Annotated in this window: 23 protein-coding genes; 13 read left to right on the forward strand and 10 right to left on the reverse strand. The window is 71.1% G+C overall.

Annotation, left to right across the window (positions count from 1 at the left end):
- Positions 1–3 precede the first annotated feature (3 nt).
- The 9 genes from AB0259_RS01130 to AB0259_RS01170 all read left to right on the forward strand — a co-directional run bounded on the left by AB0259_RS01130 (position 4) and on the right by AB0259_RS01170 (position 9,024).
- Positions 4–837, forward strand: coding sequence for an ADP/ATP-dependent (S)-NAD(P)H-hydrate dehydratase (locus AB0259_RS01130; RefSeq protein WP_366221425.1), 834 nt, complete (start codon positions 4–6; stop codon positions 835–837).
- Positions 838–879: 42 nt separating this feature from the next.
- Positions 880–2,094 carry a hypothetical protein gene (locus AB0259_RS01135; protein ID WP_366221136.1) on the forward strand — a complete coding sequence of 405 codons (1,215 nt, stop codon included), beginning with the start codon at positions 880–882 and terminating at the stop codon, positions 2,092–2,094.
- A gap of 15 nt (positions 2,095–2,109) precedes the next feature.
- Positions 2,110–2,451, forward strand: a complete 342-nt coding sequence (locus tag AB0259_RS01140) for a thiamine-binding protein (RefSeq protein ID WP_366221134.1) — start codon at positions 2,110–2,112, stop codon at positions 2,449–2,451.
- Positions 2,448–3,665, forward strand: a complete 1,218-nt coding sequence (locus tag AB0259_RS01145; protein WP_366221133.1) for an MFS transporter — start codon at positions 2,448–2,450, stop codon at positions 3,663–3,665. The genes AB0259_RS01140 and AB0259_RS01145 overlap by 4 nt, the downstream gene beginning before the upstream one ends.
- 63 nt (positions 3,666–3,728) lie before the next feature.
- Positions 3,729–4,211, forward strand: a complete 483-nt coding sequence (locus tag AB0259_RS01150; protein WP_366221132.1) for an SRPBCC family protein — start codon at positions 3,729–3,731, stop codon at positions 4,209–4,211.
- Positions 4,208–5,662 (forward strand): NAD(P)/FAD-dependent oxidoreductase, encoded by a 1,455-nt coding sequence (locus AB0259_RS01155; RefSeq protein ID WP_366221131.1) that lies wholly within the window; start codon positions 4,208–4,210, stop codon positions 5,660–5,662. The genes AB0259_RS01150 and AB0259_RS01155 overlap by 4 nt, the downstream gene beginning before the upstream one ends.
- Before the next feature lie 101 nt (positions 5,663–5,763).
- The gene (locus AB0259_RS01160; RefSeq protein ID WP_366221130.1) at positions 5,764–7,152 is read left to right on the forward strand and encodes an extracellular solute-binding protein; all 1,389 of its coding nucleotides are present in this window, start codon (positions 5,764–5,766) and stop codon (positions 7,150–7,152) included.
- Position 7,153: 1 nt separating this feature from the next.
- A complete protein-coding gene (locus AB0259_RS01165; RefSeq protein ID WP_251579168.1) occupies positions 7,154–8,092 on the forward strand; it encodes a sugar ABC transporter permease in 939 nt (312 codons plus the stop codon).
- Complete coding sequence (locus tag AB0259_RS01170; RefSeq protein ID WP_366221127.1) at positions 8,089–9,024, forward strand: carbohydrate ABC transporter permease; 936 nt, start codon at positions 8,089–8,091, stop codon at positions 9,022–9,024. The genes AB0259_RS01165 and AB0259_RS01170 overlap by 4 nt, the downstream gene beginning before the upstream one ends.
- Before the next feature lie 3 nt (positions 9,025–9,027).
- Here the strand turns inward: AB0259_RS01170 and AB0259_RS01175 are convergent, their stop codons facing one another.
- Positions 9,028–10,230, reverse strand: a complete 1,203-nt coding sequence (locus AB0259_RS01175) for a homoserine O-acetyltransferase (protein WP_251579172.1) — start codon at positions 10,228–10,230, stop codon at positions 9,028–9,030.
- Between the two features lie 108 nt (positions 10,231–10,338).
- A complete protein-coding gene (locus AB0259_RS01180; protein WP_251579173.1) occupies positions 10,339–11,661 on the reverse strand; it encodes a bifunctional o-acetylhomoserine/o-acetylserine sulfhydrylase in 1,323 nt (440 codons plus the stop codon).
- Positions 11,662–11,826: 165 nt separating this feature from the next.
- Here AB0259_RS01180 and AB0259_RS01185 point away from each other — a divergent pair, with 165 nt between their 5' ends.
- Positions 11,827–12,612, forward strand: a complete 786-nt coding sequence (locus AB0259_RS01185; RefSeq protein WP_251579175.1) for an SDR family oxidoreductase — start codon at positions 11,827–11,829, stop codon at positions 12,610–12,612.
- 6 nt (positions 12,613–12,618) lie between these two features.
- Here AB0259_RS01185 and AB0259_RS01190 read toward each other — a convergent pair whose 3' ends face one another.
- Positions 12,619–14,064, reverse strand: coding sequence for an MFS transporter (locus tag AB0259_RS01190; protein WP_366221423.1), 1,446 nt, complete (start codon positions 14,062–14,064; stop codon positions 12,619–12,621).
- A gap of 114 nt (positions 14,065–14,178) precedes the next feature.
- Here AB0259_RS01190 and AB0259_RS01195 point away from each other — a divergent pair, with 114 nt between their 5' ends.
- The 3 genes from AB0259_RS01195 to AB0259_RS01205 are packed head-to-tail and all read left to right on the forward strand — an operon-like array spanning position 14,179 to position 16,031.
- The gene (locus AB0259_RS01195; RefSeq protein WP_366221126.1) at positions 14,179–14,697 is read left to right on the forward strand and encodes a phosphoribosyltransferase; all 519 of its coding nucleotides are present in this window, start codon (positions 14,179–14,181) and stop codon (positions 14,695–14,697) included.
- The gene (locus AB0259_RS01200; protein ID WP_366221125.1) at positions 14,694–15,380 is read left to right on the forward strand and encodes a uracil-DNA glycosylase; all 687 of its coding nucleotides are present in this window, start codon (positions 14,694–14,696) and stop codon (positions 15,378–15,380) included. The genes AB0259_RS01195 and AB0259_RS01200 overlap by 4 nt, the downstream gene beginning before the upstream one ends.
- A gap of 27 nt (positions 15,381–15,407) precedes the next feature.
- Positions 15,408–16,031 (forward strand): N-acetyltransferase family protein, encoded by a 624-nt coding sequence (locus AB0259_RS01205; RefSeq protein WP_366221123.1) that lies wholly within the window; start codon positions 15,408–15,410, stop codon positions 16,029–16,031.
- A gap of 1 nt (position 16,032) precedes the next feature.
- Here AB0259_RS01205 and AB0259_RS01210 read toward each other — a convergent pair whose 3' ends face one another.
- The 7 genes from AB0259_RS01210 to AB0259_RS01240 are packed head-to-tail and all read right to left on the reverse strand — an operon-like array spanning position 16,033 to position 22,343.
- Positions 16,033–16,341, reverse strand: a complete 309-nt coding sequence (locus tag AB0259_RS01210) for a protealysin inhibitor emfourin (protein WP_366221122.1) — start codon at positions 16,339–16,341, stop codon at positions 16,033–16,035.
- Positions 16,325–17,383 (reverse strand): M4 family metallopeptidase, encoded by a 1,059-nt coding sequence (locus AB0259_RS01215; RefSeq protein WP_366221120.1) that lies wholly within the window; start codon positions 17,381–17,383, stop codon positions 16,325–16,327. The genes AB0259_RS01210 and AB0259_RS01215 overlap by 17 nt, the downstream gene beginning before the upstream one ends.
- 41 nt (positions 17,384–17,424) lie before the next feature.
- Entirely contained in the window at positions 17,425–18,177 is a 753-nt protein-coding gene (locus tag AB0259_RS01220; protein ID WP_366221421.1) for an ATP-binding cassette domain-containing protein, read from the reverse strand.
- A gap of 41 nt (positions 18,178–18,218) precedes the next feature.
- On the reverse strand, positions 18,219–19,010 hold the full coding sequence (locus AB0259_RS01225; RefSeq protein ID WP_366221119.1) for an ABC transporter ATP-binding protein: 792 nt from the start codon (positions 19,008–19,010) through the stop codon (positions 18,219–18,221).
- The gene (locus AB0259_RS01230) at positions 19,007–19,888 is read right to left on the reverse strand and encodes an ABC transporter permease (RefSeq protein ID WP_366221118.1); all 882 of its coding nucleotides are present in this window, start codon (positions 19,886–19,888) and stop codon (positions 19,007–19,009) included. Before AB0259_RS01230 ends, AB0259_RS01225 begins: the two co-directional genes overlap by 4 nt.
- Positions 19,888–20,838: an ABC transporter permease gene (locus AB0259_RS01235; protein ID WP_366221117.1), complete on the reverse strand. Its 951-nt coding sequence runs from the start codon at positions 20,836–20,838 to the stop codon at positions 19,888–19,890. Before AB0259_RS01235 ends, AB0259_RS01230 begins: the two co-directional genes overlap by 1 nt.
- Positions 20,835–22,343, reverse strand: a complete 1,509-nt coding sequence (locus AB0259_RS01240) for an ABC transporter substrate-binding protein (RefSeq protein ID WP_366221116.1) — start codon at positions 22,341–22,343, stop codon at positions 20,835–20,837. Before AB0259_RS01240 ends, AB0259_RS01235 begins: the two co-directional genes overlap by 4 nt.
- Positions 22,344–22,426: the final 83 nt, after the last annotated feature.

A 22,426-nucleotide genomic window follows, 5' to 3' on the forward strand; every position in this document is an offset into this window, starting at 1 on the left:
AGGGTGGGCGCCATGGCGGCGCAGGGATGGACGAGGGCGGACACGGCCGAGGTCGTCTCCGAGCCAACGGCGGACGATGACAAGTATTCCCGCGGCGTCGTCGGCATGCGCACGGGGTCGACCGCGTTCCCGGGCGCGGCGGTTCTCGGGGTCGACGCGGCGTGGCGGTGCGGTGTCGGGATGGTGCGGTACCTCGGACCGGAGCGCGCCGCGGACCTGGTCCTCGCCCGCCGCCCCGAGACGGTGACCGCCGACGGCCGTGTGCAGGCCTGGGTCATCGGGTCGGGGACGGATGCCGCGCACCGCTCGGCACGCGAGCGCGCCGCCCTCGCCGCCGTCCTCAGCGGAGACGTCCCCGTCATCGTGGACGCGGGCGCCCTCGACCTCGCCGGCGAGGCCTCGGCCCCGGTCGTGGCGACGCCTCACGGACGCGAGCACCAGCGGCTGCGCCGGATGCTCGGGCTCGATCCGGACACGGACGACGCCTCCGAGACCGCGCGGGCCCTCGGCGGCGTGGTCGTCCGGAAAGGGGCGACGACGGTGATCGCCGCGCCGGACTCCCCGCCGATCCAGATCACCGCGCCGACCTCCTGGCTGGCGACCGCGGGGACCGGCGACGTCCTGGCCGGCACAGTCGGTGCCGTGATCGCGGGTGTCATCGGTCGAGGCGCGTCGCCGGGTGACCTCGCCGCGTTGCAGCGGGCCGCGGCATCCGCTGTCTGGCTGCACGGGCACGCGGCGGCGCTCGCCGTCGCCGCCCACCGCGGCGGACCCATCGCCGCGCTCGACGTGGCGGAGCATCTGCCGCACGCCGTCGCCGATGCACTGCGCGGCTGAACCGCGTCACGACCCGCGCGGGCACGCCCGTAGGCTGGGCGCGTGACGAATCGCGTGCTGCTCTGGGCCGCGTTCGCGCTCGTCCACCTGGGTGTGGGGCTGCTCGGCTTCGTCCTGCCGAACGAGCCGATGGGCGATGTCTACCGCGTCTACGAGCCGTGGTCGCGCGCCGTCTTCTCGGGTGGGGGAGTCGTCGGGGTGACCCAGGACTGGGTCTACCCGCACCTCGCGCTGCTGCCCATGCTCCTCGCGCATCTGCCGGGCGCCCTGGTCGGCGACTACACCGTCGGCTGGGCGGTCCTCGTGACCCTCATCGACGCGGTCGCGTTCGCCGTGCTCATCGGCCGCGTGCGCTCCCGGGGCCGGGTCGCCGCGGCGGTGTTCTGGCTCGCCGCGATCGTCTGCCTCGGACCCGTCGGGATGTACCGGATCGACGCGATCTCGGTTCCGCTCGCGATCCTCGGATGCCTGTGGCTGGTGCGCCGGCCGGGGACCGCCGCCGCCCTCCTCGCCGCGGCGACGTGGATCAAGGTATGGCCGGCGGCGCTCCTGGCGGCGGCGGTCGTCGCCGTCCGCCGTCGTGCAACGGTGATCGCCGCCGCGGCTCTCGTGAGCGTCGCGGTGCTGGGCGCCGTGGTCGCCGCCGGTGGTGCGGACCACGCGCTCGGATTCGTCACCGGGCAGACGGGGCGCGGGCTGCAGGTGGAGGCACCCGTGAGTGCCCCCTACGTCTGGGGTGCGCTGCTCGGATCCGACGGAGCCGCGGTCTACTACGACCTGGGGCTCCTGACGTTCCAGGTCACGGGACCTCACGTCGACCTGGTCATCGCCGCGATGACGCCCCTGCTCGCCGCGTCGGCCGCCGCCGTGCTCCTGATCGGGGTCTGGCGGCTGCGCCGCGGCGCGCCGTTCGTGCGGCTGTTCCCGGTCCTTTCGCTCGCGCTCGTGCTCGTGCTCATCGTGGTCAACAAGGTGGGATCTCCGCAGTTCCACACGTGGCTGTTCGCCCCCGTCGTGCTCGGGCTCGTGATCGACCGTCGTCGGTGGACGGTCCCTGGGGTGCTCGTGCTGATCGCTGCGGCGCTGACGCAACTCGTCTACCCCGTGCTCTACGGCGGCATCGTCACGCCGGCCTTCCCGGCCGTGGCGGTCCTCACGCTCCGCAACCTTGTTCTCGTCGCGCTCGTCGTGTGGATGGTCGTCAGACTCGTGCGACTGCCGGCATCCGTCGTCGCAGCCGTCCCCCTCACCCACTGATCCGGAGGTCCTTCCATGCTCGTCGCCTTCTCCGTCGCCCCGTCCGGGAACGGCAATGCGGATGGTTCCGTTCACGACGCCGTCGCGGCGGCCGTCGCGGTCGTCCGCGCCTCGGGCCTGCCGCACCGCACGACGAGCATGTTCACCGAGGTCGAGGGGGAGTGGGACGAGGTGATGGCCGTGGTCAAAGGTGCGGTCAACGCCGTGCAGCCCTTCGGCTCGCGGGTCTCGCTCGTCTTGAAAGCCGACATCCGCCCCGGCTACACGGGCGAGATCGACGGCAAGATCGCGCGGCTCGAGACCGCCATCGAATCGATTCGTGATGAGCGCGGGAGCGGGACTACGATCTCGGAGTGACCTCCGCCCCCATCCGTCCCCGCCGCGCCCTCCTCGCGCTCGCCGTCGGCAGCTTCGGCATCGGCATGACGGAGTTCGTCGTCATGGGGCTCCTCCCCGAGATCGCGCGCGAGCTCCTGCCGTCGACCTGGGCGACATCTCAGGAGGATGCGATCGCCCACGCGGGGTGGCTCATCACCCTCTACGCACTCGGGGTCGTGATCGGGGCGCCGACCATCGCGGCATCCGTCGCCAAGTATCCGCGTCACCGCGTCATGGTCCTCCTCGCCGGCGCGCTGACCTTGTTCAACGCGCTCACGCTCCTCCTCCCGACGTTCGAGCTCGTCGCGGCGTCGCGGCTGCTGGCGGGGCTTCCCCACGGTGCGTACTTCGGCATCGGCGCGCTCGTGGCCGCCGACGTCATGGGGCCGGGCAACCGGGCCAAGGGCGTGGCGTTCGTGCTGACGGGCCTCACGGTGGCGAACGTCGTCGGGGTGCCGCTGGGCACATTCCTCGGGCAGAACCTGGGCTGGAGATGGGCGTTCGTGCTCGTGGTCGCCATCTTCGGTGCCGCGACGGCCGCCATCGCCGTCACCGTTCCGCGCCGCGCCGGCGAGCCGTCCCGCACGCTCCGCGCGGAGCTCGGGGTCTTCCGGATCGGCCAGGTCTGGTTCGCGCTCGGGATCGGCGCCATCGGCTTCGGCGGATTCTTCGCGGCGTACACCTACGTGTCGCCGCTGGTCACCGAGGCGGCGGGGTCGCCGGCGTGGGTCGTCCCGATCGTGCTCGTGATCCTGGGGCTCGGGATGACGGCGGGCAACCTCGTGGGCGGGCACCTCGCCGACGTCGACCTCATCCGCGCGATGTTCGGCCTCCTGGGGCTGCTCGCGCTCTCGCAGCTGCTGCTGGCCCTGACCTCGGGCTGGATCGTCACGGTCGTCGTGTTCGTCTTCGTCGTGGCCTTCGCCGCGTCGGCCGTGAGCCCGACCATCCAGACGCGCCTGATGGATGTCGCGGGCGACAACCAGTCGATCGCGGCGGCCCTCAACCACTCCGCGCTCAACACCGGCAACGCGCTCGGTGCGGCCCTCGGAGGCGCCGTGATCGCGGCCGGCCTCGGCTTCACCGCGCCGGTGTGGGTCGGGTTCCTGCTCGCTCTCGCCGGACTCGGCGTCGCAGCCCTCAGCATCGCGTTGGAGCGGCGGAGCCTCGCCCGCACCCCCGTCCGCGCCTGACACGACCTCGGAGGCGGCGCAACCCCGTCGGCTGCGGCGTCCATGACTCGATAGCGTCGAGACATGTCCCGCAACTCGCGCCTGTTCGCCTGCACGCCTGCTGACGTCTTCGCCGTCCTCGAGGACGGCTGGCTGTTCCCCGCGTGGGTGGTCGGAGCGTCCCGGATGCGGGAGGTGGCGGACGCGTGGCCGGCCACGGGTTCGCACCTGCACCACTCGTTCGGTGTGTGGCCGGTGCTCATCGACGACTCGACCGAGGTCCTCGCCTACGATCCGCCCCGCCACATCCTGCTGCGGGCGAAGGGATGGCCGATGGGGGAGGCCCAGGTGGACATCCAGGTGAAGCCGCATCGCGACGGATGCATCGTGCGCATCCAGGAGGAGGCGGTGGCGGGACCGGGCAGTCTCATCCCGCGGCCCCTCCTCGACGTCGCGCTTCAGCTGCGCAACCACGAGACCCTCCACCGGCTGGCCTACCTCGCGGAGGGACGCGCTGTGCGGCCCACCGACGAGACCACCGCCGAGGACGAGGGCGTCCAGGAGTGAGCGACGTCGACGCGGTCGTCGTCGGGGCGGGGCCCAACGGCCTCGCCGCAGCCGTCACTCTCGCCCGGGCAGGCCTGGCCGTCCGCGTCTACGAGAAGGGCGCGACGATCGGCGGGGGCGCGCGCACCGCCCAGATGACTCTCGCGGGCTACCACCACGACGTCTGCTCCGCCGTGCATCCGCTCGCATTCGAGAGCCGGTTCTTCCGCGAGTTCGGACTCGGGCAGCGGGTCGACTTCGTCGTCCCCGACGCGTCCTTCGCGCATCCCCTCGACGGAGGCCGCGCGGCGGTCGCCTATCGCGACCTCGACCGCACCGCCGAAGGACTCGGTCGCGACGGGGACGCATACGCGCGATTGCTGCGCCCGCTGGTGGACCGCGCGTCCGGTGTCGCCGACTTCACGGGGCATCCGCTGCTGCGGGTGCCTCGGCATCCGCTCGCGGCCGCGTGGTTCGGTGCCCGGACGCTGGAGCAGGGGAGCCCGGCCTGGAACGCACGCTTCCGCGAGGAGGCCGCGCCCGCCATGCTCACGGGTGTCGCGGCGCACACCATCCTGCCGCTGCCGAGCCTCGCCGGTGCAGGGGCGGGGCTCGCCCTCACGACCTATGCGCACGCGCGCGGATGGCCGATCCCGGTCGGCGGCAGCCAGCGCATCGTCGACGCGATGGCCGACGATCTACGCGCCCACGGGGGTGAGATCGTGACCGATCACGAGGTGACCTCACTCGCCGAGCTGCCCACCTCCCGGGCCGTCCTGCTCGATGTCATCCCGCGCGCGTTCCTGCGGATCGCGGGGGACGCGGTCCCCGCCGGATACCGCAGCGCCCTCGAACGGTTCCGGTACGGCGGTGCGGTCGCGAAGGTGGACTTCGCGCTGTCGGGGCCGGTGCCCTGGGCGAACCCGGAGGTGGCGGCCGCCGGGACCGTGCACGTCGGCGGCACGCGTGCCGAGGTGGCGGCATCCGAGACCCTCATCTCCCGTGGCGGCCTGCCGGATGCGCCGTACGTCCTCGTCGCGCAGCCGTCGGGGTTCGATGCGTCGCGGGCGCCCGCGGGCCACCACACGCTGTGGACGTACACGCACGTGCCGTCGGGATCGACGGCGGATCGCGCCGAGGCGGTGATCGCCCAGATCGAACGATTCGCACCGGGCTTCCGCGACCTGATCCTCGCCGTGAACTCGCGCAACGCGGTCGAGGTCGAGGCGGAGAACCCGAACTACCCCGGCGGCGACATCGCGGCCGGCGCCCCCGCCCTCTGGCAGCTCCTGAAACGCCCCGTGGTGTCGCCCGAGCCATGGCGCACGCCCCTCGACGGCGTGTACCTCTGCTCCGCGTCGGTGAGCCCGGGGCCGGGCGTCCACGGTCTGGCCGGATGGCACGCCGCCCGGTCCGCGCTGCGGCACACCTTCGGGACCCGCATCGCACCCGACCTCTCCCCGCGCGTCTAGACCACTTCTCGACACGAATCAATCCCCTCCTCCACCGCCGCGTCGCGTTCCTAGCGTGCGCCGCAAGCGCTCGAGTGGGCGCTTCGCGTGAGGAGGCGCACATGGACATCACGACGCGGCGCAGGGTGACGGCGATCGGCGGCGCAGCGGCGACCGCGGCCCTGCTGGTGGGGTGCGCAGTCGGTACCGGCGGCCAGGGGGACGGCGGCGCCCAGTACGAGGCGGATGCCGAGCTCACCGGCGATCTGCAGGTCATGGGCTTCAGCGGTGTCGACGAGGTCGCGACGAGCCGGATGGAACTGGCGGAGCAGGAGCTCGGCGCGGACGTGGACGTCTCGCTCATCGAGGGCGAACTCGATCTGCAGCAGTTCCTCTCCGCTGTCGCCTCCGGCAAGCCGCCTGCCGTCGTCTACGCGAACCGCAACCAGATCGGGTCGCTCGCGGCCCGCGGCGCGATCGTCCCACTCGACTCCTGCATCGAGGGAGAGTCGATCGACACGTCGATGTACGTCCCCGCCGCGCTGGAACAGGTCACCTTCGACGGGTCGGTCTACGGCATCCCGGAGTTCAACTCGATCCAGATCACGATGGCGAACGCCGATCTGCTCGCGGATGCCGGGGTGGGCATCGACGCGGTGAACGGGTCGGACTGGGAGGCCATGTCCGCCGCCAACGACGCGCTCGCCTCCGCGTCGGGCGGGCGGCTGGAGGTCATCGGCGTCGACAGCAAACTGCCGGAGTTCCTGCCGTTGTGGGCCAAGTCGAACGGGGCGGACCTGATCTCCGAGGACGGGCGCACGGCACAGCTCGACGACCCCGCCGTCGTCGAAGCTCTCGAATGGGCGGTCTCGATCTACGACGCCCAGGGCGGCTTCAGCGACGTGAAGGCCTATCGCGACTCCGCGGACTTCTTCGGCGCGGGCAACCAGTTCGCCACCGGCGTCCTCGGCGCGATGCCGATGGAGCAGTGGTACGTCAACGTGCTCAACGACGTCTCGCCGGACGCCCCGCTCGCCTTCGACACGGTCCACACGCGCGACGGCGACACCGTCGCGTATGCGTCGGGTTCGGCATGGGCGATTCCCTCGGGAAGCCCCAACCCCGAGGCCGCCTGCCGGTGGGCGCGCGCGATGACATCCGTCGATGCGTGGGAGGCCGCCGCGAACGCCCGCCTGGAGCTGCGCGAGGCCGAGAGCAAGCCTTTCACCGGCATCCTGACCGGCAACGCCGAGGCCGACGCCATGATCCAGGGGATGGTGACCTCAGGCGGGGAGCCCTGGGACACCGCCGTCGACGCGATGTACGAGGCCAACGAGGCATCGTTCTCGCTGCCGGCCAACCCCGCCGACGCCGAGTTCACGACCGCGATGCAGGATGCCGTGAACAAGGTCCTGAACGGACAGGCCGAGCCGCAGGCGGCCCTCGCGCAGGCGCAGGAGGCCGCCCAGAAGGCACTCGACGACGCCTGGGCGGAGCTCGAGGAGCGCTGACATGTCCACCGTCGTGGCGGCGGACCGCACCCGGTCCCGTCGCCGCGCCGCCCGGCGCAACACCCGGTCGGCGCTGCTGTTCCTCTCGCCGTGGATCATCGGCTTCGGTGTCTTCACGGCGTGGCCGCTCATCTACAGCGCGTATCTCTCGTTCACCGACTACGACGTCATCAACGACCCGTCCTTCGTCGGGTGGGACAACTACGTCGAACTCTTCGCCGATCCGAAGATCGGGCTCGCGCTCGCCAACACGTTCACCTTCATGGTGATCCAGGTCCCGGCGTACGTCGTCGTCTCACTCGCCCTCGCGGTTCTCCTGAACAGTGCCGGGCGGTCGTCCGGGTTCTTCCGGACGATGGTGTTCCTGCCGAAGATGACGCCGCCGGTGGCCGTCGGCATCCTCTTCCTCCTCCTGTTCAACGGACAGAACGGACTCATCAACGCCGGTCTCGAAGGCGTCGGCGTCGACGGGCCGAGCTGGACCACCGACCCGGCGTGGGTGAAACCGGGCCTGGTGATCATGAGCCTCTGGACGGTGGGCTCGTCGGTCATCATCCTGCTCGCGGCGCTGCAGTCGGTACCCGAGGAGCTCTACGAGTCCGCGCGTCTCGACGGCGCCGGCCGCTGGCACCGGTTCCGACACGTGAGCCTGCCGATGATCAGCCCGGCGCTGTTCTTCATCATCGTGGTCAACACGATCGCCGGGCTCCAGACCTTCGACGAGGCCTACACCGCCTTCTTCGGCGCGGGGAACTCGACCTACAGCAACGACGCCGCGCTCTTCTACGTCATCTACCTGTTCCAGCAGGCCTTCCAATTCCTGAACATGGGATACGCCTCGGCCATGGCGTGGCTGCTCTTCGTCCTCATCCTCATCGTCACCGCCGTCCAGCTCGTCGTCTCGCGCCGGCTCGTCTACTACGAAGGCGGCGGACGATGACCGGTCTGATGTCGGGTCCGACGGGCGCCGCCGCGTCGGCGGAGGGGCGGGATCCGGCATCCGCGAAAGACCCCGTCGTCACGGCCACGCCGCAGCGCCGACGTCGGCCGAAGGTGTCGCGGATCGTGTCGATCGCGCTCCTCGTGGTCGTCACGATCGCCTTCGCGTACCCGTTCGTCTGGCTCGTGAGCGCGTCGTTCAAGCCACGCGGCGAGGTGTTCGACAACAAGCTCGTCCCCGACACGTTCACGCTCGAGAACTACGGCCAGGTCTGGCAGGAGGCGCCGCTGGCGCTCTGGCTCGTGAACACGCTCGTGGTGACGGTCCTGGCAGCGGTCACGGTGACGATCTCGAGTTCGATGGTCGCGTGGGGCTTCGCCTATTTCCGCTTCCGTGGTCGGAACGTCCTCTTCGGGCTGGTGCTCGCGTCGATGATGCTGCCCGGTGCGGTGACGATGATCCCGACGTTCCTCATCTGGAACTCGCTCGGGTTCGTCGGCACCCTCGTCCCGATGTGGGCGCAGAACCTGTTCGCGAGCGCGTTCTACGTCTTCCTGCTGCGGCAGTTCATCCTCACCCTGCCGCGCGAGCTGTTCGAGGCCGCGCGCGTGGACGGGGCGAGTCAGTGGGCGGTCTTCTGGCGCATCGCGGTGCCGCTGCTGCGGCCGACCCTCGCGGTCGTGCTCGTCTTCGAGGTGCAGGCGGCGTGGACCGACCTGATGCGCGGGCTCATCTACCTGCGCGACTCGTCGACGTTCACGATCCCGCGGGGGCTCAAGTCGCTCGTCGACGCCTTCGGCTTCGGCGGGGAGTGGCACTGGGAGATCATCGTGACGGCGAGCGTCATCGCGACGGTGCCGATGATCCTCGTGTTCTTCCTCGCGCAGAAGCAGATCATCCGCGGCATCAGCACGTCAGGGCTGAAGGGCTGAACGTCAGCTCTCGAGGAGGCGGCGCAGGTGCCGGCCGACGGGCTCGGTCTCGATGAGGAACCCGTCATGGCCGAAGTCGCTGTGCAGGACGACGGTGCCCTCGTCGATCGTGGTGCGGATGCCGCGGCTGATGCGGTGCTGCCCCTCCACCGGGAACAGCCGGTCGCTGTCGATGCCGAGCACGAGGGTGCGCGCCGTCACGCGGGCGAGCGCGTCCTCGACACCGCCTCGGCCCCGCCCGACGTCGTGGGAGTTCATCGCCTCGACGAGGCTCAGGTAGGAGTTCGCGTCGAAACGGCGGGTGAAGCGGTTGCCGTGGAAGTCGAGGTAGCTCTCGACGGCGTACCGGCCGCCCTCGCCGAACGGGCTCTTGTCGGACTGCCATGACCGCTGGAAGCGTTGATTGAGTTCGACCGGGGTGCGGTAGTTGAGCAGGGCCATGCGCCGCGCGAGCGACAGGCCGCGGTGCGGGCCGTCGCCGTCCGGCGCGTCGTAGTAGTGTCCACCGGCGAAGCGCGGGTCCATCTGGATGGCCGCCAGCTGCACGGAGTTGAGCGCGACCTGATCGGCTGTCGTCGTCGGCGGCGAGCACAGGACGGCGAGGCGCTCGACCCGCTCAGGGTGCGTGACCGCCCACTCCAGGGCGTGCATACCGCCCATGGAGCCGCCGACCACTCCCGCCCAGACGTCGATGCCGAGCGCGTCGGCCAGCATGACCTGCGCGGCGACCTGGTCGCGGATCGTGAGGAAGGGGAAGCGGGAGGCCCATTCGTAGCCGTCGGGAGCGATGCTGGCGGGCCCGGTCGACCCCTGGCATCCGCCCAGGATGTTCGGCGCCACGACGAACCACCGGTCCGTGTCGATCGCGGCTCCGGGACCCACGACGTCGCCCCACCAGCCCTCGGTCGCGTGCCCCGGGCCCGCCCCGCCGCGCACGTGGCTGTCGCCGGTGAGGGCGTGCAGGATCAGCACGGCGTTGTCGCGGGCAGGGGAGAGCTCGCCCCACGTCTCATAGGCGAGACGGATGCCGGGCAGGCTCGCGCCGCCCTCGGTGGCGAACGCGCCGAACTGTGCGAATCGGCGCTCGCCGACCGGGTCGCCGTCTCGCCACGCCCCGGTCGCGGGAGGGCGCCCCAGCAGCAGCCGCGCATCGGCCTCGGTCACGGGCGCCGAGGGCACCGTGTCCTCCGAGGTCTGCCAGTCCATGTCTCCATTGTCCCGGGTGGGTCGAGGACCTGGCGGAGTGTTACGGACGCACGACACCCCGCCGCGGGCGGACCCGGGCGGGGTGTCGGTCTCCTGAGGAGGGGAGGATCAGGCGCGCGCCGCCTCCGAGACGCGTCGCGCGGCGGCCAGGGCCTGCTCGAGGTCGGCCTTCAGGTCGTCGATGTTCTCGAGACCGACCGACAGGCGCACGAGACCCGGCGTGACACCGGAGGTGAGCTGCTGCTCCGGGGTCAGCTGCGAGTGCGTCGTGGATGCGGGGTGGATGACGAGCGAGCGCACGTCGCCGATGTTCGCCAGGTGGCTGAACAGGGTCAGTGCGTTGACGAACTCGCGGCCCGCGCCGACACCGCCCTTGAGTTCGAACGAGAGCACCGCGCCGACACCCTTCGGGGCGTAGCGGTTGGCCGCGGCGTACCACGGCGAGGTCGGGAGCCCCGAGTAGTTCACCGAGGCGACGTCGGGGTGGTTCTCGAGCCACTCGGCGATCTCCTGCGCGTTCTGCACGTGACGCTCGATGCGCAGCGACAGCGTCTCGACGCCCTGGATGAGGTTCCACGCGCTCTGCGGCGAGATCGCCGAGCCCAGGTCGCGCAGCAGCTGCACGCGCGCCTTGATGATGTAGGCGAGGGCGTCGCCGACGGCGGCGGTGTAGACCGCGCCGTGGTACGACTCGTCGGGCGTCGTCAGCCCGGGGAAGCGCTCGGAGTGCTCGGACCACGGGAACGAACCGCCGTCGATGATCGCGCCGCCGATGGTCGTGCCGTGGCCGCCGAGGAACTTCGTCACCGAGTGGACGACGATGTCGGCGCCGTGCTCGAAGGGACGGATGAGGTAGGGCGTCGCGATCGTGTTGTCGACGATGAGCGGCACACCGGCCTCGTGGGCGACGTCGGCGACGGTGCGGATGTCGAGGACGTTGATCTTCGGGTTGCCGATCGTCTCGGCGAAGAACAGCTTCGTGTTCGGGCGGACCGCGCGGCGCCACTCCTCGACGTCGTCCTGGTTCTCGACGAACGTCGTCTCGATGCCGAGCTTGGCGAGCGTGTACTTGAAGAGGTTGTAGGTGCCGCCGTAGATCGAGCTCGACGAGACGATGTGGTCACCGGCCTGCGCGATGTTGAGGACGGCGAACGTCTCGGCCGCCTGACCCGAGGCGACGAGGAGGGCGCCGGTGCCGCCCTCGAGGCCCGCGAGGCGCTGCTCCAGGACATCCTGCGTGGGGTTCTGAATGCGCGTGTAGATGTTGCCGAACTCCGCCAGTGCGAAGAGGTTCGCGGCGTGGTCGGCGCTGTCGAAGACGTACGACGTCGTCTGGTAGATGGGGGTGGCGCGGGCCTTGGTGACCGGGTCCGGAGCGGCGCCGGTGTGGATCTGCTTGGTCTCGAAGCGCCAGTTCTCGGGTGCGGACATGACGGGCTCCCTGCGTGAGTGGACGGTGGGTGTGACGGCCCGTGGGACGGATGCCGCGGGCTCGACACCGACGTTACGAGCCGTCCTCCGCCGGGACAACGGATCGGACACGCGACGTAACCTGGCGTGCTCCCGGCCTCCGCGGGAGTGGCTAGCGTGGACGACATGGCGAATCGACGTGCAGTGGTGACCGGAGCGAGCTCGGGGATCGGCGAGGCGGTCGTGCGCGACCTCCGCGCGAGGGGCTGGGACGTCGTGGGTGTCGCCCGCCGTGCGGCGCGATTGGAGGCCCTCGACGCCGAGGTCGGGTCGCGCTCGTACGCCGCCGACCTCACGAGCGAGGCGGACGTCGCCGCTCTCGCGGCGCACCTCGCCGACACAGGCCCTGTTCACGCCCTCGTCCACGTCGCGGGCGGAGCGCGCGGCACACAGCGGGTCGAGGACGGCGATGCGGCCGACTGGCGGTGGATGTTCGAGGCGAACGTCCTGTCGGCGCAGCTGCTCACGGCGGCGCTGCTGCCGCTCCTGCGCCGTGCCGCCGAAGCCGACGGACACGCCGACACGGTCTACGTCACCTCGACCGCTGCGCAGACCGCCTACCCCGGTGGAGCGGGGTACAACGCGGCGAAGGCGGGGGAGTCGATGCTCGTCCACGCGCTCCGACTCGAGCTGAACGGCGAGCCGATCCGCGTCGTCGAGATCGCCCCCGGGATGGTGCAGACCGAGGAGTTCTCCCTCAACCGCCTCGGCGGTGACCGCGCCGCAGCGGAGAAGGTCTACGACGGAGTCGAGGAACCGCTGACCGCGGCCGACGTCGCCGACGTCATCGGCTACGCCCTGGGCGCGCCGGGCCACGTGAACCTCGACCTCGTCACGATGCGTCCGGTCGCCCAATCGGCGCAGCACCTGCTGGCGCGCGGGCGGCTGCGCCCCCGCAGCGACATCGACTGACCGGATTCAGCCGGACGGCGGGGCGTCGGCGAAAGCGACGCGCGGCACGAAGACCAGCAGCACCGCGGCGAGGAATCCGCCTGCCGCGCAGATCGCCCACACGGTGAGGTAGCCGCCGAGCGAGCTCGCGGTCTGCCCGGCGACACTCCCCGCCCCCGCGGCGAGCACCACGCCGAAGACCGCGGACGAGAACGCGCCGCCGATCGTCTTCGTGGTGTTGGTCATCCCCGATGCCTCGCCGGTCTTGCCGAAAGGCGCGGCTGCCGCAGCGGCGGCGGGCATGGCGCCGACGAGGGCGCCGCATCCGATGCCGGCGATCGACAGGTTTAGCAGCACCTGCCAGACCTCGAGGTGGAACGGCAGGAACAGGGCGTAGCCGACACCCACGAGAGCGGCGGCGACGATGAGAGCGAGCCGGGGACTGATGCGACGTGACGTGACAGCGAACAGCACGGCTCCGACGATGAGCGACACGAGGTAGATCCCGATGACGTAGGAGCGTTCCGTCGCATCCAGGCCGAGCCCGTATCCGAGCGACGGATCGGTCCCGGCGTACGTCGAGAGGGGCCCCTGCGCGCCGAGCAGGCTGATGCCGATGAGGAACGCCGTCGCCTGCACGGGCCACATGTCGGGGCGCGCGAGGACCCGTACGTCGATCACCGGGAAGGCGTGACCCCGCTCATGGCGGACGAACCAGACGAGGACACCCACGCCGATCACGCCGAGCGCGGCGACCAGCAGCCAGGCGACGCCGCCCAGTCGCAGCTCGCCGATCAGCCGCATCCATGCGAGAGCGCCCGTCACCAGCAGCAGCCCCCAGGCGAGCAGGACGACGCCCCACGTGTCGAGGCGGCGCTCGCCGCTGGGGGTCGACTCGGGCACGAAGAGCCAGATGACGACCGCGATGAGCGACACCGCGATCGCGGGCACCATGAGCGTGAGGGCCAGATCGCCCGTCGCCGCGTAGATCCGGCCCGCCGCCAGCGCCCCCATGATCGCCCCGGCCTCGAGGCCGACGACCAGCAGACCGGCCGCGCGGCGGGTCATCGACACCCCGCGGTTCTGCTGCCGGCCGCGTTCGAAGATGAGCGCGATCTCGAGCGGCAGCCAGACGACGTAGAACCCCTGCAGCGACCAGAACAGCAGGAAGGTCCAGAACGAGTCGGCGAAGACGAGCCCCCACGAGGCGAGGGCGGTGAGGATGGCGGCGACGAGCAGGATCCGCTTGTGGCCGAACATGTCGCCGAGCTTCGCGAGGATCGGGACGACGAGGGCGCTCAGCAGCAGCTGACCCGCCTCGAACCAGTTCACGTCGGCGTCGCGGATCCCCAGCTGGATCACGATGTCGCTGAAGAGGGGCACGTAGAACCCCTGCAGGATGCCGCTGACGATCTCGACGAGGATGAACCACCCGATGAGACCGGCGGTGATCCCCCACGCGGAGGAACGCAGCGCCGAGGAACGCAGGGTCGAGGAGCGCGCGGAGCCGGTCACGAGCGTGAGCCTAGCGCTGCGTCGGCCCGCGCCGGGGAAGCGGCCGCCCGCACGCCGTAGTCTTGAGGATCCATGGACGAAGGGATGCCGGTGGCCGCCGAACGCGAGACGTTGACCTGGGATGATTTCGGCGGGGCGACCCGCGATCTGGCGCGATCGATCATCGCCGACGGGTTCGCTCCCGACATCGTCGTCGCGATCGCCCGCGGGGGCCTGCTGCCCGCCGGCGCGATCGCCTATGGGCTCGGCGTGAAGAGCTGCGGCGCCCTCAACGTGGAGTTCTACACGGGCATCGGCACCGTGCTCGACGCGCCGACCCTGCTGCCACCCGACCTCGACCTGGGTGCGCTGCCGGGCAAGCGCGTCCTGGTGGTCGACGACGTGGCCGACAGCGGCCGCACTCTCGCCCTCGCCGTCAAGATGCTCGGCGAGGCCGGTGCCGACGTCCGATCGGTGTGCATCTACACGAAGCCCGGATCGATCGCGATGCCCGACTACTCGTGGCGTGAGACCAATCTGTGGATCGACTTCCCGTGGTCGTTCCGGGGGACCGTGGTCCAGGAGGACCAGGGGCTCCCCGCCGGCGCATGAGCGGGCGCTCGCTCGAGGACCTGGCCGCCGACGGTCTGATCGACCCGGGGTGGGCGAGGGCGCTCGCCCCCGTCGCCTCCGAGATCGCCGCGCTCGGCGAACGCCTGCGCGCCGACGACCGCGGCTACCTCCCCGAGGGGCGCCATGTCCTCCGCGCCTTCGCGCAGCCGCTGTCTCAGGTCCGGGTGCTCATGGTCGGGCAGGATCCGTACCCGACCCCGGGGCATCCGATCGGGCTGTCGTTCGCGGTCGAGCGTCATGTCCGGCCGCTGCCGCGCAGCCTCGGCAACATCTACGCCGAGCTCTCCGCCGACCTCGGCGTCCCGCCGGCGTCCCACGGCGACCTGTCGGCGTGGACGGAGCAGGGCGTCATGCTCCTCAACCGCGTACTCACCGTCGCACCCGGCCACGCGGGCTCGCATCGCGGCTGGGGCTGGGAACGCGTCACGGAGCACGCGATCCGCACGCTGGCAGCCCGACCCGATCCGCTCGTGGCGGTGCTGTGGGGCAAGGATGCCGCCGGCCTCGCGCCGTTGCTCGGAGAGACGCCGCGGGTCGAGTCCGCTCATCCGTCCCCGCTGTCGGCGAGGCGGGGCTTCTTCGGCTCGCGGCCCTTCTCACGCGTGAACGCTCTCCTCGAGGCGCAAGGGGCGGCCCCGGTCGACTGGCGGCTGCCCGGCTGACCTGCACGAGACCCGTATGCTGGCCGCATGCTGGAGGACGAGTACGAGCGCGACCGCCGTCGCCTTCCGCGTCACCTCCGCCGTCGTCCGGAGCCCGAGCGTCAGTTCACATTCGAGCTGCGCCCCGCGGTGCGCACCGACATGCCGGACGTCCGCGAGATCTACAACTACTACGTCACCAACTCCGTCGTGACCTTCGACGAGAAGCGGTGGACGCACAAGCAGTGGGTGGAGAAGTTCGACCACCTCACGAAACTGGGGCTGCCGTTCCTCGTCGCCGTCTCACCGGGCGGACAGATCCTCGGCTACGGCCTCGTGTCGCCGTGGACCGGGAAGAGCGGCTTCCGATACACCGTCGAGAACTCCATTTATCTGGGTCAGGCGGCGACAGGCAAAGGACTCGGCCGCGCGCTGCTGGAGGCCCTCATCGCCGCGTGCGAGGACAAGGGCATCCGCGAGATGGTCGCCGTCATCAGCGACAAGGGAGCCGAGGCGTCGCTCGCGCTGCATGAGCGTCTCGGCTTCGTCGAAGTCGGCCGGATGGGGAAGGTCGGCTTCAAGTTCGGCCGGTCCCTCGGCACGATCTACCTGCAGAAGCACCTGAACCCGAAGAAGAAGGAATCGATCCTCTCGCGCATCCGCGCGCGGTGAGTCAGGTCGCCGGGACGCTCTCGCCGTCGGTCCGCACCCGCTCGATGAGCTCACGCCAGGGTCCCGCGGCGTCGCTCTCCCCGAGCGATGCGCGGCGGTCGCAGGAGCTGCCGGCGACGGCCACCTCCCACGAGAACCGGTCGGCCCCGGGGGCGGATGCCGCAGGCTGCTCCCACGGGCACGCCTCGATCAGCGGCATCCAGTCGCCGGCGTCCTGATCCGCGATCTCGACACGCCACGCACGACGGAGTCCCGCGAAGCCGCCGCTGCGCACGACGACGATCGTCAGCGGTTCAGCGGGCTGGCTCATCCTCCACGACTCCGACGCTCGCCCACGCGGTGCGGACGGCGACGGCCTCCTCCGAATCCTCACCGTACTCCCGCGCGGCGGTGTCGGCGGTGGCCGCCGCGAACTGCGCGAAGGTGGCGGCGGGGGGAAGCGCCCCCGAGGTCAGCGTCAGGTACCAGACGCGGCCCGCGCGCTCCCAGGCGTAGCCGCCGAGAGCCGTCGCGACCAGGTGGAACGCCTTGTTCGGGATGCCGGAGTTGATGTGCACGCCGCCGTTGTCGCCGGAGGTCTCCACGAAGTCGCGCATGTGGGAGGGCTGCGGGTCCTTGCCGAGCACGTCGTCGTCGTAGGCCGTGCCCGGGGCGGCGAGCGAGCGCAGCGCCGAACCCGTGACGGCCTCGGTGAAGATCTCGGAGCCGACGAGCCAGCTGGCGACGTCCGCCGTCTGGCCGCGGTGGTGCTGGTCGGTGAGCGCCCCGAAGACGTCGGCGATCGACTCGTTGAGCGCACCGGACTGTCCCGAGTAGTCGAGGCCGCCGGCGCTCTCGATGACCCCGTGCCCCAGCTCGTGGGCGATGACGCTCAGCGAGCGGGTGAAGCCCGCGAACACCTCGCCGTCGCCGTCGCCGAAGACCATGCGCTCGCCGTCCCAGAACGCGTTGTCGTACGCCCGGCCGTAGTGCACGGTGGCCGCGAGCGAGCCGCTGCGGCCGTCGAGACCGACCCGCTCGAAGGCCTCCCACAGGAAGGTGAAGGTCGCGCCGAGCCCGTCGTAGGCCTCGTCGACCGCGGTGTCGCCGGTCGGCGCGGCGCCCTCGGCACGGGCGGGTGTGCCGGGCAGCTCCTCGCGGCCCTGCGCGTCGGAGATCAGCCGGTCGGGGTCGGGTGCCGCCGACACGACGAGGGCGTCGCCGTCGACGGACAGATCGAGGTGCGCGCGCATCGGCGCATAGGCGCGCGGGACGGCGAGGGTCGCGCGGGCGGCGGCGACGGCGTGCGGGAATCGTTCGGCCGGAGCGGCCGCGAGACGGGCGAGCAGGTACGGCGGGACGATGGCGTGCATGCGGCCACGCTAGTCGCCGGCGCCGACACCGGGGCCGCGTGTCAGCGGTCGCGGCGCTCGATGACGGGGATCGAGGCCAGCAGTCGACGGGTGTAGGCGACCTGCGGGTCGAGGAGGACCTTCTCGGTCGGGCCCTCTTCGACGACTCGACCGTCCGTCATGACGACGACGTCGTCACAGAGGTTCTGCACGACGCCGATGTCGTGCGACACCATCACCAGCGTCAGTCCGTCCCGCCGTCGCAGCTCTCGGATCAGGTCCAGGATCTGCGCACGGACGGTCACGTCGAGGGCCGACAGCGGTTCGTCGCCGACGAGGACCTCGGGGCGGTGGACGAGGGCGCGGGCGAGAGCGATGCGCTGCCTCTGCCCGCCGGAGAACTCGTGCGGGAACCGCTCCGCGGCGTCAGAGGGCAGCCCCACGTCGTCGAGCACCTCTCGCACACGCGCGCGGTGGTCGCCGGGGAGCTCGAGCGCTGCCAGGGGCTCGCCGACGATGCGGCCGACACTCATCCGGGGGTCGAGCGAGCCGTACGGGTCCTGGAAGACGACGCCGGTGCGCCGCCGCAGCCAGTGCAGGGAGCGGGCGCGTGCGCTGCCCACGACGGGGCGTCCGTCGAACTCGACCGTTCCCGAGGTCGCGACGTCGAGGCCCAGCAGCAGGCGGACGAGCGTCGACTTGCCCGAACCCGACTCGCCGATGATCCCCAGGGCGCTGTGCGCACGCACGTCGACGTCCACGTCGTCGAGCGCCGTCGTCCACCGTGCGGGCTCGAAGGCGCGGGACCGCGGCATCCGGTATCGACGCGTCAGCCCTCGGGCTCGGATGAGATCGTTCACGAGTCCCCCCTCGGTCGCCACAGCGTCGCCGTCGCATCCCGCAGCAGGGCCTGCGTCACGGGAGAGGCGGGGGAGTGCAGGAGCGTCCGCAGCGGCCCGGTCTCGACGACGCGGCCGGCGTCGAGCACGACGGCGTCCGTGGCGATCTGCGACAGGACCGCGAGGTCGTGCGTGATGAACACGAGCGACATTCCGTCCTCCTCGACGAGGTGGTGCAGCAGCTCGAGGATCTCCGCCTGGATGGTGACGTCGAGGGCCGTCGTGGGTTCGTCGGCGATCAGCATCCGCGGGTGGCAGGCCAGGGCCATCGCGATGGCGACCCGCTGGCGCTGTCCGCCCGAGAGCTGATGGGGGTAGCGGCGGACGATGGCCTCGGGATCGGGGAGCTTCACCCGCCGCGCCTGCTCGATCGCGCGCGACCAGGCCTGCGCCCGCGAGACGCCGCGCTCGTGGATGCGGATGGACTCGGCGATCTGCCTGCCCACCGTCCGGATCGGGTTCAGCGCCGTCTGCGGCTCCTGGAAGACCATGCCGATCTCATCACCGCGCAGCTGCGCGAGATCCCGGTCGCGCATGCCGACGAGCTCCCGACCGTCCCACCGGATGCTGCCGCCGACCTGCGCGCCGTCGGGGAGGAGTCCCAGGATCGCGAGCGCGGTGAGGGACTTGCCCGACCCCGACTCGCCGATGAGCCCGACCCGATCGCCGTCGTGCACCTCGAGGTCGATGCCGTCGACCACCCGGCGACCGGCGACGTCGATCGTGAGTCCTGTCACCGAGAGGGTCATGCCGTCACCGCCGCAGGAGGCTCCGCGCCCTTCGGGCCGACCCGACCCGACAGCGTGGGATCGGTGGCGTCGCGGAGGGCGTCGCCGAGCAGGTTGAAGCCCAGCACCGTCAGGGTGATCGCGAGCCCCGGCCACACGACCGAGAGCGGGTGGACACTGATGAACCGTTGCAGGTCGGCCAGGAGGAGCCCCCACGAGGGCTCCGTCACGGGGGCGCCGAATCCGAGGTAGGACAGACCGGCTTCGGCGAGGACCGCGACGGCCATGCCCCAGGAGAGCTGCACGATGAACACCGGGGCGACGTTCGGGAGCAGGTGCCGCCACAGGTTCTGCCAGGGCGTCAGGCCCGACGCCCGGCCCGCGAGCACGAAGTCGCTGTGGAGGACACGTCGCAGCTCGGGACGGGTGACGCGTGCGATGTTGACGCCGAATCCGATCCCCACCGAGACGATGACCACCAGGAGCGATCCTCCCCACACGGCCGAGATCATCATCGCGATGAGCAGCACGGGGAACGCGATGAGGACGTCGACGAGCACGGCCACGCTCTCTCGGACCGGACGGGGAGTGAGGGCCCCGAGCACGGCGAGCAGCAGGCCGATGACCGTCGCGATGAGCCCGGCGCCCGCGGCGACGAGCACGGTCGTGCGCGCCCCCGCCATGAGCAGGCTGAGGATGTCGCGCCCCGAGCCGTCGGTGCCGAGGAGATGTGCGGCATCCGGCGACGACCACCGGTTCGCGATGTCCACCCGCTGCGGATCGAGCGGGGTCCAGAACAGGGCCACCGCAGCGACGGTGAGGATGACGAGCACGACGATCACGCCGAACCGGCCGGTGCCGGAGCCCCACAGTCGCCGTGCCCAGTCGAAACGCCCCATCACTCGGCCTCTCGCTGACGGGGGTCGAGCAGCCGGTGCACCAGGTCCACCACGAACCCGATGACGAGGACGAGCCCGGTGAGCACGAGCAGTTCGCCCTGCACCTTCACGAGGTCGCGGTTGCCGGTGTCCTCCACCAGCATGCGTCCGATGCCGGGGAGGCTGAAGAGCTGCTCGATCACGACGGCCCCGACCATGATGCCGGCCACCTGGACCCCCAGGACGGTGACGACCGACAGCCCCACGCTCGGGAGACCGTGCCGCAGGAGCGCCTGTGTGCGGGTGAGTCCCTTCGCGGCCGCTGTGCGCACGAAGTCCTGGGTCACCGCCTGCAGGGTGGCGGAGCGGACGAACCGCAGGAGCACCGCGCCCTCGACGACGCCGATCGTGAGGGCCGGGAGGATCAGGGCACGCACCGCCGCGGCGGGGTCGGACCACCCGGCGCGGGGGAAGCCCTGCGCCGGCAGCCATCCGAGGCTGACCGCGAAGACGACGACCAGCATCATGCCCGCCCAGACGACGGGGACGGCAGCGAGGGCCTGAGCGCCCACGGAGACGAGGATGCCGTCGGGTCGACGACGTCGGACGGCCGCATACACGCCGAACGGGATCGCGACGAGCAGGGCGATGACGAAGGAGAGGATGCCGAGCGGCACCGTCACCTCCGCCTTCTGCAGCAGTTCCGAGTCCACCGGCGTCCCGGTGAGCTGCGAACTGCCGAGATCACCGGTGAGGATGCCGCCGATCCAGTCCCCGTACTGGACGGGGAGGGGACGGTCGAGGCCCAGCTGTGCACGGAGGGCCGCGATCTGCTCGGGGGTGGAGTTCACCCCGGCGATGAGCTGGGCGACGTCTCCCGGGAGGACGCGGAGGGTCGAGAAGATGAGCGCACTGGCGACGAACAGGCCCAGCACCAGCAGGGCCAGTCGCGTCAGCGCGTAGCGGATCACCCCTCGCTCTTGGCCAGCTCTGCGACGTTCAGTCGCTCATTGACGTTGACCGTCGGCATCCCACTGACGTTCGACGCGACCGCGAGCACGGACTCCCCGTTGTAGAGCCAGTCGGCGGCGTCGTCCTCGGACACGATGCGGGCGGCCTGCGCGAGCAGGTCGGCGGCCTCGGCGTCGTCGGTCGCGGCGACGGACTGCGCGTAGAGCGCCTGCACCTCCGGGTTGTCGTACGTGAAGTAGTAGTCGGGGTTCGCCCAGTTCTCGAAGTCGCGCGCCTCGGTGTGCAGCACGAAGCTGAGCTCGTAGTCCTTGTTGACGTAGACGTCGTTGATCCAGGTGGGGAACTCGACCGGGTTCACCTGCAGGGTGATCCCGACGTCACGGAGGTTCGAGACCAGGATCTGGGGGATCGTGGTGCCGTAGGCGGACGGAATCGTCAGTGTGAGGGTGAGGTTCTCGGCGCCGGCGTCGGCGAGCAGGGCGCGCGCGGCCTCGGGGTCGAACGGGGCGACATCGGTCAGGTCCTCGTAGCCGGGGTCGAGCGACGGGATGGGGCCGCCGAGGACCTTGCCGGCGCCGAGGGCCTCGACGATTGCGTTCTTGTCGATCGCCTGACGGATCGCCTTGCGCACGTTCTGGTCGGCCAGCGGCCCGGTGGTCTGGTTGAAGGCGAGGGTGCCCTTGTCGGTCGAGTCGCCGAGCTCGAGGGCGAAGTCGCCGTTCGCCTCGACCTGGTCCTCGAGGTTCGCGTCGAATCCGGTGAGGACGTCGAATTCGCCGGCCAGCGCGCCGCTGAGCGCAGCCTGGTTGTCGCTCACATACGAGAACACGACCTCGGCCGCGGCGGCGGGCGTCCCCCAGTAGTCGGCGAACCGCTCGAAGGTGATGCTGTCGCCCTCGCGCCAGTCGGTGAGCTGGAACGGCCCGGTCCCGTTCGCGGCGGTCTTCCGGTCGACGGTGTCGCCCTCCTTCAGGACGAGACCGGCACGGCCGGTGAGGTTCCAGAGCAGGGTCGAGTCGGGTGCCTTCAGGGTGAGGGTGATGGTCTGTCCGTCGGCGGCGATGTCGGTGACGTTCGCCAACCGCGCGGAGTCGCGGAACGTCGGGGTGTCGCGCACCTGCGTCAACGACCACACGACGTCCTGCGGGGTGAGCGCCTGACCGTCGTGGAAGGTGACGCCCTCGCGCAGCGTGAACGTGTACGTGAGCTTGTCGTCGGAGACCTGGTAGTCGCTCGCGAGCGCCGGCACGATCTTCTGATCGGCGGTGCGGGCCACGAGGCCCTGGTACACGTTGTCGATGAGGATCTGATCGAGGGCTGCGCCGGCGGTCTCGCGGATGTCGAGGTTCCCCGGCTCGAGGACGAGGCGCACGGCGACGGACGCGTCGGGATCGGGGGTGCCGGAGGAGGCGGACGGGCCGGGCTGTGCGCCGGTGCAGCCGGAGAGGAGCAGGGCGCCTGCGGCGACGAGCGCGGCGGCGGCCAGGGCGGTGCGGCGAAGCATGTGAGTGGGGATCCTTTCGGCACGATGGGGCGTCGTCACTGCCGCCGCTCCATCGGAGTGCTCGGGTGCGCGTTACAGCCTAG

The organism is Microbacterium sp. NPDC080005, from assembly GCF_040702445.1.
GTDB classification, from domain to species: Bacteria; Actinomycetota; Actinomycetes; order Actinomycetales; family Microbacteriaceae; genus Microbacterium; species Microbacterium oleivorans_D.

What these genes read in the sequence shown, in the direction of transcription:
- AB0259_RS01140 (WP_366221134.1), top strand. Translation starts at nt 2,110, where the DNA reads ATGCTCGTCGCCTTCTCCGTCGCCCCGTCCGGGAACGGCAATGCGGAT.
- AB0259_RS01150 (WP_366221132.1), top strand. Translation starts at nt 3,729, where the DNA reads ATGTCCCGCAACTCGCGCCTGTTCGCCTGCACGCCTGCTGACGTCTTC.
- AB0259_RS01160 (WP_366221130.1), top strand. Translation starts at nt 5,764, where the DNA reads ATGGACATCACGACGCGGCGCAGGGTGACGGCGATCGGCGGCGCAGCG.
- AB0259_RS01165 (WP_251579168.1), top strand. Translation starts at nt 7,154, where the DNA reads ATGTCCACCGTCGTGGCGGCGGACCGCACCCGGTCCCGTCGCCGCGCC.
- AB0259_RS01170 (WP_366221127.1), top strand. Translation starts at nt 8,089, where the DNA reads ATGACCGGTCTGATGTCGGGTCCGACGGGCGCCGCCGCGTCGGCGGAG.
- AB0259_RS01175 (WP_251579172.1), bottom strand. Translation starts at nt 10,230, where the DNA reads ATGGACTGGCAGACCTCGGAGGACACGGTGCCCTCGGCGCCCGTGACC.
- AB0259_RS01180 (WP_251579173.1), bottom strand. Translation starts at nt 11,661, where the DNA reads ATGTCCGCACCCGAGAACTGGCGCTTCGAGACCAAGCAGATCCACACC.
- AB0259_RS01185 (WP_251579175.1), top strand. Translation starts at nt 11,827, where the DNA reads ATGGCGAATCGACGTGCAGTGGTGACCGGAGCGAGCTCGGGGATCGGC.
- AB0259_RS01195 (WP_366221126.1), top strand. Translation starts at nt 14,179, where the DNA reads ATGGACGAAGGGATGCCGGTGGCCGCCGAACGCGAGACGTTGACCTGG.
- AB0259_RS01200 (WP_366221125.1), top strand. Translation starts at nt 14,694, where the DNA reads ATGAGCGGGCGCTCGCTCGAGGACCTGGCCGCCGACGGTCTGATCGAC.
- AB0259_RS01205 (WP_366221123.1), top strand. Translation starts at nt 15,408, where the DNA reads ATGCTGGAGGACGAGTACGAGCGCGACCGCCGTCGCCTTCCGCGTCAC.
- AB0259_RS01210 (WP_366221122.1), bottom strand. Translation starts at nt 16,341, where the DNA reads ATGAGCCAGCCCGCTGAACCGCTGACGATCGTCGTCGTGCGCAGCGGC.
- AB0259_RS01215 (WP_366221120.1), bottom strand. Translation starts at nt 17,383, where the DNA reads ATGCACGCCATCGTCCCGCCGTACCTGCTCGCCCGTCTCGCGGCCGCT.
- AB0259_RS01220 (WP_366221421.1), bottom strand. Translation starts at nt 18,177, where the DNA reads ATGCCGCGGTCCCGCGCCTTCGAGCCCGCACGGTGGACGACGGCGCTC.
- AB0259_RS01225 (WP_366221119.1), bottom strand. Translation starts at nt 19,010, where the DNA reads ATGACCCTCTCGGTGACAGGACTCACGATCGACGTCGCCGGTCGCCGG.
- AB0259_RS01230 (WP_366221118.1), bottom strand. Translation starts at nt 19,888, where the DNA reads ATGGGGCGTTTCGACTGGGCACGGCGACTGTGGGGCTCCGGCACCGGC.
- AB0259_RS01240 (WP_366221116.1), bottom strand. Translation starts at nt 22,343, where the DNA reads ATGCTTCGCCGCACCGCCCTGGCCGCCGCCGCGCTCGTCGCCGCAGGC.